We start from the raw sequence: 12,767 nt of genomic DNA on the forward strand, positions 1-12,767 counted from the left end.
GCCGTCTTAAAGTCGGATCACGTTGCCGGTGCGCGCCGACTCCTCGGCCGCCAGCGTCGCCTCAAGCGCCGCGGCGGCATCCTCGGGTCTTCCAACCGTGGGCGTGGTGCCCGTCAATGCGCAATTGGTGAAATAGGCAAATTCATCGCGCAGCGCGCCGCCTCGGACGCCTTCGAACATTGGCCAGTAAGTGATATCGGGCGAATGCAGCCGGTCTGCATCGACAATCCCAAGGTTGGGAAAGGTATCCTGAATATGGATAATGCCTTCGGTCCCAATGATCGACATGCGCTCGTCGATATCGAACGGCGTCTTTTCAGGCATGCACCACACTGTTTCCAGCGTCGCAGTCGCGCCACCGGCGAACCGAAACATGGTCTGGCCGATATCTGGGTTTTTGAGGCCGCGCACGTCGACGGTTTGGGCATAGGCTGAAACGATGCGATCTTGTGTCAGCCACAACATGATGTCGGTGTCGTGTATGGCATCACCGACAATCGGGCCAATCTTGTTAAGGATGGTCGGAGTCCAGGCGGCGGGAATATTGCGGCGCGAACTCATGGCGACGATTTTGCCGATGCGTCCCGCTTCAATCGCCTGCTTGGCGGCGCGATAGCGTGGATTGAAGCGCACGATGTGCCCGATAAACAAGATACCCTTGGCGCCTTTAGCCGCGGCGACGATCTTCTTTGCATCCTCGACTGTCGAGGCAATGGGTTTTTCCAAAAACACGTGCTTGCCCGCTTTTAGCGCGGCGATTGCAGGTTCGGTATGCTGGTCCCACATGGTGCAGATAGATACCGCGTCGATGTCCGGGTCCGCCAGCATGTCGTTGTAGTCCTGGTAGCGTTTGGCCACACCGAACTTGTCGGCCAAGGCCGATAGCCGATCCTCGGTACGGGTGCACAGTGCGGCCAGTTCCAAGTTAGGCAGGCCGATGATGGTGTCGCAGTGGATTTCTCCGAACCAGCCGAGGCCGATTACGCCGATGCGCAACTTGTCCATTTGTCGTCCTTTCAGAAATCTTCCAGTGTTATTTCTCGCGTCATCACGATATTTCCGGCCGTCAGACCGCAATCGACCGGAATGGCGGCGCCTGTAACGGCACTCGCAGCGTCAGAAGCCAAGAAAGCGATCACACGGGCCACCTCGTCGGGTTCAACAATACGACCCAGTGGGTACCAGCGCTCCAGCGTCTTGAGCACGTCGGGATCTTTGGCTTTTCTCGCGTCCCATAGAGGCGTCCGCACCGTTCCTGGCAACACGATATTGGTGCGAATGTTGTAGCGACCATATTCCAAGGCCAGCGCCTTGGTCATCGCGATCATGCCAGCTTTTGCGGCGCTATAGGCCGGATCACCAAGGGCTTGCAGGCCATTGACCGAACCAACATTGACGATGGCGCCACCCTGACGCTCAACCATCTGTGGCAATACGGCATGAGCACAATTGTAAGCGCCGTTGAGGTTGACGCTGATATCCTCTTCCCACCCCGCCGGGTCGGTTTTGGCAATTGTGGCGTGACGCGATAGCCCGGCATTGTTGATCAGAATATGCACGTCGCCGAATGTAGAAATTGCTGCACGCGCCGTGTCGGGCGATGCAATGTCCGCCACGGCGGCCTGGATGGAGATTCCATCGGCTTGAAGTGCCGCTGCGAGCTCCAGCACAGCGTCACTGCGATCGATCGCGCCGATGGTCGCCCCTTGCGCGCCAAAGAACCGACACAGGCCTTGCCCGATGCCACCGGCGGCACCTGTAATGGCAATGGTCTTTCCGGCGAAATCGGCGCTCATGAGTTGTCCTTGAGGGCTTCGCCAATCCAGGCCAGATTGCGCGGTCGCAAATGGCCCCAATTGTAAAAGGCCAACTCGTCAACACCGCCAGCCTCGCAATGCCGCGACGGCATCCAAAAATTCGCCCTTGCTGGCGAGGTCTGGGTATGAAGGACGTAATATGGCACGCAATGTGCCATTGCCGCGCAGCCGCCGCTTGATGTCGAAAAGATCGGCCGCGACCCGCGCAGCGCTGGGCTCATAAAAACAAGCTTCGACAATGCCGGTTGCCTCGGCCAAGGCCTTGAGATCGCTGCCTTCATACCAGGCGCCGCCCGTCGGCCGCGCGACTGACGGAATTACCGCCACCGTCGCATCGGCGCGTACTGTCGCGCGTATCTCAGCCACGAGCGCCGTCACCACGCCGCTGCGGTAGTCAAGCAAGCGGCGCAGATCGCCGTCGGACACGATATCGGCCCGCCAGAAGGCGTCGGCCATGTCGGTGGGAAAATCCACGTCGCTGTCAAAATAGTGCGCGATGTCTGCTGCCACCTGCGCCTTGAGGCGACGGGCATCGATTCCCATCAGTTCGGCACCGGCAATGCAATGCTCGCAAAAACACAGGCCCAGCATGTTTTCGAGCCACGGATTGGATTGCAACAACGCAAATTCGTGGTGATAGCCATGCGCATATGGGGTAAACCCCGGTGCTTCCAGGGATATCCCTGCCACGGGATAGGTCTCTGTGACGTCTTTGGCGAGCCCGATGGCATAGGCGCGTGCTTCGGGTGCTGACGGGCATAGATTGTAATAGTAGGGGTCGCCAAAGGCGTTGCGGACTACCGAATCGGGATGCGCCATGCCCAGTGCTGTATTGTGCAGCAATACCAGCCACACGTTGATCTGCATGTCCCCCCCATCAGTCAGCCTCGCGCAGAATATCGATCTGCCCGAGCATCGTGTTGGCCACCGGTTTGATTGCGCCATAACGCGCTGGATTGGCGTTGAAATAGACCGTCCCGTCCTCGGGGAAGTACACTTTTCCGGCCTTGCCATGTGGCCGAAGGAACTTGCCAGCATGATAACTGCCGGCAATCGTGACAGTGTCGAGTCCTAGGCTCGCGAAATTGGGTGATAGCCTGTGGCACGCCGACTTCGGCCAAGTCCCAGGCATAGGTGTAGAGCGCCTTGTAGCTCAATTGCCGAACCAACCTTCCTTCAGATAGCGCATATACTCAAAGATCGCTCCGTGCTTGCGCACGAAGGCCACCTCGAGGAAATCGCCGACGATGAACGGGGGAATCAGGATTTCGACACCAGGTGCAGCCAGGTGCAACTCCAGGTCATCGACACGATAGGCCACATGCGGATTGTCGCGCACGGCGGCCGGCACAGTGCTGTCGGGCGCGTAGCGCAAAAATTCGATGTGTTCGGGATGCTGTTTGGGATTGGTGACCCAGATCCGGCTTTGCTCTACCCAGTCTTCCTGCGGCTGCGGCTCCGTGGTGGTGATCCCAACATGGTCAAACACAAAGGTAGACACGGCGCACCTCCGAAACAGCAATCCGCTCAGTTGGCGCAGCCGAGCCAGAGCGCTGTGAAATCATGTTACACAATCCGCGGACTCGCAAGAGGTAATTTCCAGTTGCTTGTCATATGGCGAAATCGAGCCAAAACCCGGCATCTGCTCACTGAAAACGCGCGTCAGACGGCATGCGTCCGAGGTGACGCACTTTTGATATTTGCGACGCCACGCGAACTCTGTAATTATATTTCAGGTTTTGGAGTGGGTTGAATGGTCAAAAAAACAACCGTCGATCAAGCAGCTACTAATGTCGAGATTGATTTGATTTCACGTATGCAAAGGGCAGAGGATCTGCTGTCGCCTGCCGAACGGCGGGTCGCCGCCGCCGTGCGGCAGGACTATGACGCAGCCACCAGGTTGACGATTGCGGACCTTGCATCACGCGCTGGGGTCAGCCAGCCCAGCGTCACCCGATTTGCCCGCTCGGTAGGATGCGCCTCGTTCAACCACTTCAAGATTAGTCTGGCAACGACGTTGGCCGTGGCCTCGGCCTATCTCAAATCGGACCGCGTGTTTGACGACGATATTGGTCAACTGGCCAAGAGCGTGATGCAGCGCGCCGCCAATGCCGTGCGCGATTGTCTCGAGCAACTCGACACCATTGCCGTCGGTCAGGCGATAGACGCGATGGCGACGGCGCGGCGGATCGATATTTACGGGCAGGGCGGGGGATCTGCTGTCATGGCAGAAGACGCCAAATTACGTCTGTTTCGTCTCGGTATTCCGGTATCGGCCTACACTGATGGGCATCAACAGCGGATGTCGGCAGCAACCTTGCAGCCGGACGATGTCGTATTTGCGATCTCAAATAGCGGTCGCTCAAAGCCAGTTGTCGAGGCAGCACGGATCGCTGCTTCCTTCGGGGCCACGACGATTGCGCTGACCCGACCCGATACGCCATTGGCCCACGCCGTTGCCATCACCATCCCTATCGTAATTGCCGAGGATGACGATGTGCTCGCGCCCACGCCATCGCGCTACGCGCATATGGCCGTCATCGACACCCTCGCAACCGGCGTCGCAAGCCGCCTTGGTGAACGCGGGCGACAGGCGTTGCGTCGAGTTCGCTACACGCTTTCGACCATAGGAATCGCCATTCCTACGCCATCGACCGACCCAACTTTGGTCATGCAGGCGCTGGGAGATCGCGAATAGAAAAACTTAGCGCGCGAGGCCAGACAGTATGCAGGAACCGAACCGCAAAAAGCCCAAATTCGGCGTTCACACCCCTCTCGGTCGTTCGCTCTCAGAATTTGCTGTCCCGAAAGCTGCAATTCCCAGGCAGTAACAGCAGCGCTGCCAACTGCAATCTGAGCCGAGGTTGGACGGGTGGAAAACGCTGGCAATCTCTGACCGACTATCGTCACGCGATGTTGACTAAAAATGTTGTCCACATCATCAATGTCGCACTGGCAACTCACATGGTGACCAATCGATGTCGCCCGATCAAACCCTGAAAGAATGCTGACATGAAAATCGTCGCTGTTAAGCCTTATCTGGTCAAGGATTGGCGCACTTTGCTGTTCGTCAAGGTCGAAACCGATGAAGGTATTGTGGGGATCGGTGAAGGCGGGCTCACGTCGCGTGAGTGGGGTGTTGCGGGTATTGTCGAAGCGCTGGAACCCCTGCTGCTGGGAGCCGATCCCATGCGATCCGAACATCTTTGGCAGCTGATGTGGCGCAGTGGGTTTCACCCATCCAACCAGGTGCTGACCGCGGCCATCGCCGCAATTGACATTGCCCTTTGGGATATCAAGGGCAAGGCGCTTGGTGTGCCCATCTATCAGTTGCTGGGTGGCAAGGTTCGCGACAAGGTGGAGACCTATTGCCATATGGCTGCTGCCACGCCCGAAGAGCCTGCTGGGGATTGCCAAGCAGCGGGTCGCCGAGGGGTGGAACTGCTTGCGCTGGGATAGTGGCCCATTCGGCAGCGCGCTCTACGAGCCCCATAAGGCGGTGGACTGGACCATCGAGGCATTCCGTCTGTTGCGAACAGAACTGGGACCAGACATCGAGTTGGCTTTCGACGCCCACACCCGCACCAGCGTGCCCGACGCGGTCCGCCTGTGCCGTGGCGTGGAAGCCTATCGACCCATGTTCATCGAGGATCCACTGCGGGTCGAGAATCCAGAATCCTACCGTAGGTTGCGCGATCAGACCGCCGTTCCCATCGCCGCTGGCGAACAGCTGGGCACCAAATGGCAGTTCCGCGCAATGATTGAAGAGGAACTCATCGACTATGCCCGAATCGATGTGTGCATTGCCGCCGGCTTCACCGAATCGCGCAAGATTGCCGGCTGGTGCGAAACCCATTTTATCGACATCGCCGTGCACAATCCGATCGGGCCAGTGTCGACCGCGGCATGCCTGCATCTCAATCTCGCCACCTCTAATATGCTGGTTCAGGAACTCCCGCGCCGGCCGGGCGAGAGTCTGTCGGACGTGATCGTCAGCCTCGCATCGGTGGGACGATGGCTGGCTGTATGCATCTGACGCGCCCGGTCTGGGTCTCGAGGTCGACTGGGAAGGTCTCAAACGCTATCCCTTCAGCCAGGAAAGTCTGCCCATCTTCTACCGGGCTGATGGCGCACTGACCAATTGGTAGCTGTCGGTAGTGGCTGTGGGCGCTCCCGCTGCCCGAACTGGGCAGTCCTCACCCTTCAATGCGCCCAACGTGACATTGGCTTTGAGTTCCGAGCGACGAGGCTTGCGTTCAGACATTTCTGATCTCCTTTGTATGAAGATCAGCGGAGAACAAGTCTCAGCTTATGTCCGTTGCCGATTTTCGGAGCGGAGCTCAATATCTGGTCCTCCCTAAAAATGAGAGGACTGCCTCGTGATTGATTTCACGATAGGGGTTTGATCGCCCTCAGCAGCTTTATCAGCGCTTTGTCACGGTCTTCAGCAAGTTGGGCGACGCTCTGCGATCCCACGCCCTGGCTAATGCCTGCCACCAACAGGTCGCGGGTGGAAGGGTCAAGCGTAGGGGTCCCAAGCTCAGCCCACCATGCAGTAAACGCCGGACCTAAATGATCAACGAAATGCTCGATGCCGCCCTCGCCGCCGGCCAGGTGCAAGGTCAGGTGGGGGCCCATCAATGCCCAACGCAAGCCAGGGCCTGAGGCCACCGCAGCATCGATATCGGCGACCGAAGCCACGTTCTCCGCTGCCAGAAAAACTGCCTCGCGCCACAATGCCGCCTGCAGGCGGTTGGCGACGTGTCCGTTTATCTCCTTGCGGATGTGGATCGCACGCTTGCCCAACAGCCCATAAAATTCCATGGCCGTCGTGACGCACTGTGCGCTGGTATGGCGACCGCCGACCACCTCGACGAGTGGCAACAGATGCGGTGGATTGAAGGGGTGCCCGACCAGGAACCTTTCTGGTCGTGCCATAGTCTCCTGCATTGTCGACGGCATGAGGCCAGACGTTGATGAGGCAATGACAACGTCAGGGCGCAGTCCGGCCTCTATTTCCGTCAACACCTTACGCTTGAGGTCGAGGAGTTCCGGCGTGTTCTCCTGAACGAAGTCTGCGGCGTCGACCGCAGTTTCAACGCTTGGGTGGTGGCTTAGCCGCGCCTGGGCGTGATCAAGTGGGGGTACCGGCGCTAATTGCGCCAATGCGGACCAAGCACGCTCGACGAATGCCCGGCTATGCTTTTCGGCATCGGGCGATGGATCATAGCAACGGACGGTAAGGCCTTTGGCCAGAAACAGACTCGCCCAACTAGCACCGATCGTGCCGGTACCAACTACAGCAACGGTGCGAATTTCCGAGACGGACATTGCGATCCCCTTTTTGAATAATCCCGGTTTCCGCGCCGACTCGTGCTCACGATTGTGGTACCTGCTCACCTGCGGATAAGCTCCGGCCGTCGCGAAAACAGATAGCTAACTTCGTGGCGCCTGCTCCAGACGTAATGGATATAGGGATGGATTTTGTGCAGAGTAGGTTACGTTAATAGGACGCCCCAACGCACTATAGGCGACCTGTTCAACCATCAGCAACGCAGCTGGTGCGCTTAGGGCGAGGAGTTGGCATTCATCAGGGGTGGCCAGTCGGGCGCTCAACATCGTCTGACCTTGAGCAGGTACAATGCCGTAGCGAGTGGTCAGTTCGCCATAGAGCGAGCGGTTCTCCGAGTTCCAGTTGAGGGTCAGTAAATCAGGTGCCAGTTCGACCGGTACCCAGTCCAGGCTAATCATCACGGGCACATCGTCCAGCGTCCTTAGGCGGTGCAGCAACATCGCCGCCTCGCCATCACCAAGCTCGAGTAACAAGGCAACGGGCGCCGGCGGGGCTTTGGTTTCGGCGGAAAGCAGCACGCTGCCAGGCTTTTTGCCATGCGAGCGCGCCGTTTCGGTGAAGCTGCGGAGCAGTTCGAGTCTCGAACCCTGCATTGGACCGACCTGTCGCATAGAAGCCCTTACCCGGCTGGCTTTGCAGATATCCTTCCATCACCAGTTCTCGCATCGCCTGACGGACGGTTATCCGGCTAACGCGGAAGCTGTTGGTGAGTTCGCGTTCGGAGGCGAGCCTTGGTATTGGGTGGAATGTCACCGCTACGCAATGCCTCGAGAAGGTGATGCTTCACCTGTTTGTATAGGGGCTCCGGGTCATCACGCCGCAATGTGCTCATCGTGTGCCCCTTTTTCCGTTGTCTGCAAGATACCGTTCACAAATACGCTCATAACCCCAAACTGGCCGCCAGAATAGCCACGACCGCCTCCCTTGCCCATTGCGGGTTTATTGGTTTGTCCCTCTTTTCAATCCTAGTATAACTGGTTATAACCAGATTGAAACGAGCTGCTGGGAGGATCTCGTGAAACTTGCCTTGATTGGAGGCGGTGGTGTCAGGGCGCCACTGTTCGTGCAATCAGCGTTGCGACGGGCCGACAATATCGGCCTGAACGAAATCTGCTTGATGGACACCAACCAGGCACAGCTCGACATTTTTGGTGGCCTTTGCCGCCACCTCGCGCGCCGCGGCAATTCACCGGTCACTATATCCACGACCACCGACGTGAATGTGGCCCTTCAAGGCGCCAAATTCGTCGTTACGACAATTCGTCCCGGCGGCATCGATGGACGCATAATAGATGAGGATATCGCGCTGAGGCACGGCGTGCTGGGTCAGGAAACCACCGGCGCCGGCGGCTTTGCCATGGCGTTGCGCTCGATCCCGGTCATCCTGCAATATGCCGAAAAGATGACTCAAATCTGCCCCGACGCCTGGCTGTTGAACTTTACCAATCCTGCGGGTCTTGTCACTCAAGCGCTAAGGAATGCGGGTTTTTCCCGCAGTGTCGGCATTTGCGACAGCGCCAACGGTGCCCAGAATGCAGTGGCGGCATGGTTGGGGCTCGATCCACAATCTGTAGCGGCCGATTTGTTCGGGCTTAATCACCTATCGTTTTCGCGCGCGGTCACGGTCAAAGGTCGAAATGTACTGTCCGAACTCCTGGCGAATGATGAGTTTCTCAACAAAACCAGTCTCAATGTGTTTGAGCCGGATGTCGTGCGTATCCATAATATGTGGATCAACGAGTATCTTTACTACTTCTATTATGCGGACAAGGCTCTGACTGCGCAGCAATCGGGCGGTGCGCGGGGGCGGGAAATCAAGGCGCTTAATGTCGAGTTAAACCAGCAATTGGCGGCGATCGACCCAAATGCCGATCCTGATGCTGCCTTGCAGATCTATTTCAACTATGAGAACCGACGTAGTGGGTCATATATGAAAAGTGCCTGGCAGGACCGCTCGACTTTGGCGGCGCATGCAGGCAAAGCCGAGTCCGATGGCGAGGGCTATGCCGGGGTGGCACTTGATATAATCTCGGCGCTTTCTGGCGGTCCGGAAATCCATACGGGCCTGAATGTGCCGAACGGCGACACCATCATCGGGCTCAGGCCGGACGATGTGGTGGAGGTTACATGTCGCATCGACAGCAATGGCATTCATCCAAAGCCGGTCGGTGCGATGCCTGAAGGCCAGTCCTATCTTGTCCAAAGCGTCAAGCGCTACGAGCGGCTAACAGTGGAAGCGGTGGCCGATCGTAACCGCACGCTTGCCGTTGAAGCGCTGGTTGCACATCCGCTGGTGCAAACCTATTCCCGCGCCAAGCCATTGGTCGCGGACTATCTCGATGCGCATTCCGCCTACACCCAGGGATGGAGCCTGAGTGATGCAGATGGGCTCGCACAATTGCGACGTTCTGGTTGCTGGTGAATATTATTGCGATCTGCTTTTCGCGGGTCTGGATGGCGCGCCTCAGCTCGGTGCCGAACAATTCGCATCGGGTTTGATGATTGCGCCCGGCGGCACCTACAATATGGCACTCGGGTTGACGCGGCTTGGCGTCGACACGCGTTGGGTCTGCGATTTTGGCACCGACATGTTCAGCCAGCATGTTCTTGAACGCGCCAGACGTGACCGGATCAATTCCTCCGCGTTCACAATCAGGGATTATCCCGTCAGCCGTCTTACGGCGACCTTCTCGGCAGAGGGAGACCGTGGTTTCATCAGTTATTGCGATCCACCCGTCATGCCTCCCGATCGCGTCGATACAGGCTGGCACCGACCGAAATGGCTCTTGCAAACCTTCCGGTTCGAGCCAGCGTGGCTGGACTTTATCAAACGCATGAAATCAGCGGGCGCCAAGGTCTTTGCCGATTGTCGTGGCGGCCATTTTTCAATCGAAACGCCGGCCATACGCACGTTCCTGGGGATGGCCGACGTGTTCTCGCCCAACGCTGACGAAGCCCGGATGCTCACCGGCACGGACACCGTGGATGAGGCAATAAAAATACTGGCGCGGTTTATCCCTGTCGTGGCGCTGAAAAACGGCCGGGACGGCGTGCTCCTTTCTGTCAACGGCGAGGTCAGTCGTGTTGAGGGCATCCCGGTTGAGGTTACTGACACGGTAGGTGCCGGCGACGCCTTCAATGCCGGGTATCTGTATGGTGCCCTATGCAACCTTTCTCCTGCCCTTTCCGCCGAGGCGGGCAATCTATGCGGCGCCTATACGGCGACCGTTGCTGGCGGCAGTTCTAGTCCCGAAAAAACGGACCTCGTGCTGTTCGCCCAATCTCGCAGCCTGCGGTACGCTCCCGAAATCGCCAATATCCTGTCTGCCCAGAGCGACCGTCCAAACCACATTAATGAGTACAGCTATCCAGAGGAGGGATAGGTCAAATGAAGAAACTACTTTCGTTGAGCCTGATCAGTGCCTTGATGATGATGGGGCCAGCACACGCAGAGTCAAATCTGGTGTTTGCCTATTGGGGCGACCCGGCCGAGTTACCACCCTTCGAGCAGATCGTCTCGGACTATGAGGCAGCCAATCCAGATGTGCATATTCAGGTTCAGCACGCACCGTGGTCGGGCTATTTCACCCGGCTCGACGCCCAACTTGCGGCACATGCCGGACCCGACGTGTTCTTCATCACCAACGTTCCGGCCTATGCGGCGCGCCACCAACTTGAGCCGTTGGACGACTACATCAAAAAGAGTGACTTCCCGATTGACGAATACAACAAGGGTGCACTCCAGATTCATTCGCTGAAGGGAGAGCCTTTTTCGATCCCGCGCGATGATGCGCCAGAGGCGCTTTATTACAACAAGGACGCGTTCGACAAAGCTGGCCTCGCCTATCCGGATGGATCCTGGGATTGGGACGACATGCGCGACGCCGCCATGAAGCTGACTGATGCCAGTAACGGGCGCACCAGCCGTTACGGCCTGGTGATGGAGTCAAATGATTGGCCAACCTGGATCATGCAGAACGGTGGCAACATCTTTGATGATCCCATCACGCCGACCAAATTTATCATGGGCGAACCAGCAGCTACCGAAGCGGTGCAGTTTCTTGGCGACCTGATCAACAAGGACAAGGTGATGCCAAGCTTTCAGGAACTTGATCAAAGCGGTGGCACGACGCAAATGTTTGTCAGTGGTCAGGCAGCCATGGCGATCACCAATGCCGCCCGACTTGGCAGTTTCGCAGATGCCGATTTCAACTGGGCGGTAGCGCCGCTTCCCCATGGACGTGATGGGACACGAGTCAATCGTAGTGGTGGTGCCGGGTTTGGCATGAACGCCTTTTCCGACAAAAAGGATGTCGCGTGGAAATTCATGCAATTCCTCTGCGGGGAGGCAGGACAGACCATCTTTGCATCGGCCAAGGCGGCGGCTGTGCCGGCCATGGTGGGTAATCCCAACGTGCGTGCGGCTTTCAAGGCACCGTTCGGCGACGTATTTCTTGATGAAAGTAAAGTCGGGCGCAACTACCCGAACTTCCCCGGCTATGTGGACATAACCAATCTCTACATTCAGCCGGCGCTGGATCTGGTCTGGAGCGGTGAGCAAGATGCAAATACCGCTATTTCCGCAATCGAGGAAAACGTCACCAAGCGTCTCGCGGATAGCAAATAACGTCGTTCCTCTGTCTGCGCGGTTGCGCTCATCACCGCGCAGACATGTTTTTTGTGCACACCCAGTAAAATTAGGACAGCCACAATGCGGGTCATCGACACACATGTTCATTATGGATTTTGGGACAAGCTGTTCACACGCGAAGCTGAACAGGGGTTTCTCGACGCGCTTTCGGATACTTGTGCGGACGCCGGAATTGAAAAGATTGCTCTTCTGGCTAACCCTGGTCGGGGCAACGACAAGCTTGCCCGCGCCCTTGAGGAGCGGCCCGATCTTGTCATCGCGATGGGACGGCTGGAACTCGACAAGGACCCGGTGTCGCTGGTCGAGGATTTCTATCAGCGCGGATTCCATGGCATCAAGATCATTGGCGTCTCGAAAAACTATGACGATCCCGACTATTATCCTTATTACGAGGCTGCTGCGGCGCGCGGTCTGCGCATCCTGTTCCACACCGGCATTCAGGGCGGACCGATCGATTATCTGGCTGGCGGCGCCGAGGATAAATGGAAGGCGATTCCCGAAGGCAAGGACGAGGAAGCGCTCGTCGCCCGGCTCGGCAAGCAGATACGCCGCGAAAAGTTCGGATTTTCGAGCGCTCGCATGCAGCCGATCTACCTCGATACCATCGCGTTTTATTTTCCAGAACTTTTCATCATTGGGGCCCATCTAGGATGGCCGGACTACCGCACATCTTGCGCCGTCGCCCGGTGGCGGCCGCGGCTATATTTCGATATTTCCGGTGGTGACGTGGTGCATAATCATATCATTGAGGGCGGCTATATCGGCAAGGAAATTGGTCCGCGCAAGCTCCTTTACGGCTCCGACTGCGATCTCAAGCGCATGAAGCCAGATCTGTTGCGCTGGAAGGCCGCCTTCGAAAAAATGGGGATGTCGGACGACGAGCAGGACATGATTTTTTACCGCAACGCCGCCCATATTTTCGGGCTGGACGCGGCATAATGGCAGC

Annotated in this window: 15 protein-coding genes and 1 pseudogene; 7 read left to right on the top strand and 9 right to left on the bottom strand. The window is 57.6% G+C overall.

Annotated features, from left to right (window positions below; translation table 11 throughout):
• Positions 1–6: 6 nt before the first annotated feature.
• From PSQ19_RS02660 to PSQ19_RS02680, 5 genes are all read right to left on the bottom strand, one after another.
• Positions 7–1,005, bottom strand: coding sequence for a Gfo/Idh/MocA family protein (locus PSQ19_RS02660; RefSeq protein WP_282219517.1), 999 nt, complete (start codon positions 1,003–1,005; stop codon positions 7–9).
• 11 nt (positions 1,006–1,016) lie between these two features.
• Complete coding sequence (locus PSQ19_RS02665; RefSeq protein ID WP_282219518.1) at positions 1,017–1,796, bottom strand: SDR family oxidoreductase; 780 nt, start codon at positions 1,794–1,796, stop codon at positions 1,017–1,019.
• A 78-nt stretch (positions 1,797–1,874) separates the two neighbouring features.
• Complete coding sequence (locus PSQ19_RS02670) at positions 1,875–2,684, bottom strand: hypothetical protein (protein WP_282219519.1); 810 nt, start codon at positions 2,682–2,684, stop codon at positions 1,875–1,877.
• A 10-nt stretch (positions 2,685–2,694) separates the two neighbouring features.
• The gene (locus PSQ19_RS02675; protein WP_282219520.1) at positions 2,695–2,949 is read right to left on the bottom strand and encodes a hypothetical protein; all 255 of its coding nucleotides are present in this window, start codon (positions 2,947–2,949) and stop codon (positions 2,695–2,697) included.
• A 21-nt stretch (positions 2,950–2,970) separates the two neighbouring features.
• Positions 2,971–3,318: a hypothetical protein gene (locus tag PSQ19_RS02680; protein ID WP_282219521.1), complete on the bottom strand. Its 348-nt coding sequence runs from the start codon at positions 3,316–3,318 to the stop codon at positions 2,971–2,973.
• Positions 3,319–3,570: 252 nt separating this feature from the next.
• On the opposite strand from PSQ19_RS02680, the gene PSQ19_RS02685 reads away from it, so the two are divergent.
• The 3 genes from PSQ19_RS02685 to PSQ19_RS02695 all read left to right on the top strand — a co-directional run bounded on the left by PSQ19_RS02685 (position 3,571) and on the right by PSQ19_RS02695 (position 5,853).
• Complete coding sequence (locus PSQ19_RS02685; RefSeq protein ID WP_282219522.1) at positions 3,571–4,515, top strand: MurR/RpiR family transcriptional regulator; 945 nt, start codon at positions 3,571–3,573, stop codon at positions 4,513–4,515.
• Positions 4,516–4,829: 314 nt separating this feature from the next.
• Positions 4,830–5,276, top strand: coding sequence for an enolase-like domain-containing protein (locus tag PSQ19_RS02690; protein WP_282219523.1), 447 nt, complete (start codon positions 4,830–4,832; stop codon positions 5,274–5,276).
• Positions 5,263–5,853 carry an enolase C-terminal domain-like protein gene (locus PSQ19_RS02695; protein ID WP_282219524.1) on the top strand — a complete coding sequence of 197 codons (591 nt, stop codon included), beginning with the start codon at positions 5,263–5,265 and terminating at the stop codon, positions 5,851–5,853. The genes PSQ19_RS02690 and PSQ19_RS02695 overlap by 14 nt, the downstream gene beginning before the upstream one ends.
• Before the next feature lie 78 nt (positions 5,854–5,931).
• On the opposite strand, the gene PSQ19_RS02700 is transcribed toward PSQ19_RS02695, so the two are convergent.
• The 4 genes and pseudogenes from PSQ19_RS02700 to PSQ19_RS19650 form a co-directional block, all read right to left on the bottom strand.
• Entirely contained in the window at positions 5,932–6,081 is a 150-nt protein-coding gene (locus tag PSQ19_RS02700) for a hypothetical protein (protein WP_282219525.1), read from the bottom strand.
• A 125-nt stretch (positions 6,082–6,206) separates the two neighbouring features.
• On the bottom strand, positions 6,207–7,148 hold the full coding sequence (locus PSQ19_RS02705; protein ID WP_282219526.1) for a 3-hydroxyacyl-CoA dehydrogenase NAD-binding domain-containing protein: 942 nt from the start codon (positions 7,146–7,148) through the stop codon (positions 6,207–6,209).
• Positions 7,149–7,253: 105 nt separating this feature from the next.
• A complete protein-coding gene (locus PSQ19_RS02710; protein WP_282219527.1) occupies positions 7,254–7,763 on the bottom strand; it encodes a GntR family transcriptional regulator in 510 nt (169 codons plus the stop codon).
• A 28-nt stretch (positions 7,764–7,791) separates the two neighbouring features.
• A pseudogene (locus PSQ19_RS19650) lies at positions 7,792–7,923 on the bottom strand (GntR family transcriptional regulator); the annotation flags it as partial.
• Between the two features lie 262 nt (positions 7,924–8,185).
• On the opposite strand from PSQ19_RS19650, the gene PSQ19_RS02715 reads away from it, so the two are divergent.
• The 4 genes from PSQ19_RS02715 to PSQ19_RS02730 all read left to right on the top strand — a co-directional run bounded on the left by PSQ19_RS02715 (position 8,186) and on the right by PSQ19_RS02730 (position 12,760).
• On the top strand, positions 8,186–9,592 hold the full coding sequence (locus PSQ19_RS02715) for a family 4 glycosyl hydrolase (protein WP_282219528.1): 1,407 nt from the start codon (positions 8,186–8,188) through the stop codon (positions 9,590–9,592).
• Positions 9,549–10,553, top strand: coding sequence for a carbohydrate kinase family protein (locus tag PSQ19_RS02720; RefSeq protein WP_282219529.1), 1,005 nt, complete (start codon positions 9,549–9,551; stop codon positions 10,551–10,553). Before PSQ19_RS02715 ends, PSQ19_RS02720 begins: the two co-directional genes overlap by 44 nt.
• Positions 10,554–10,558: 5 nt before the next feature.
• The gene (locus tag PSQ19_RS02725; RefSeq protein WP_282219530.1) at positions 10,559–11,797 is read left to right on the top strand and encodes an ABC transporter substrate-binding protein; all 1,239 of its coding nucleotides are present in this window, start codon (positions 10,559–10,561) and stop codon (positions 11,795–11,797) included.
• Between the two features lie 84 nt (positions 11,798–11,881).
• Positions 11,882–12,760, top strand: a complete 879-nt coding sequence (locus tag PSQ19_RS02730; protein ID WP_282219531.1) for an amidohydrolase family protein — start codon at positions 11,882–11,884, stop codon at positions 12,758–12,760.
• Positions 12,761–12,767 lie beyond the last annotated feature (7 nt).

This window comes from Devosia algicola (assembly GCF_028816455.1).
In the GTDB taxonomy this organism is placed as follows: domain Bacteria; phylum Pseudomonadota; class Alphaproteobacteria; order Rhizobiales; family Devosiaceae; genus Devosia; species Devosia algicola.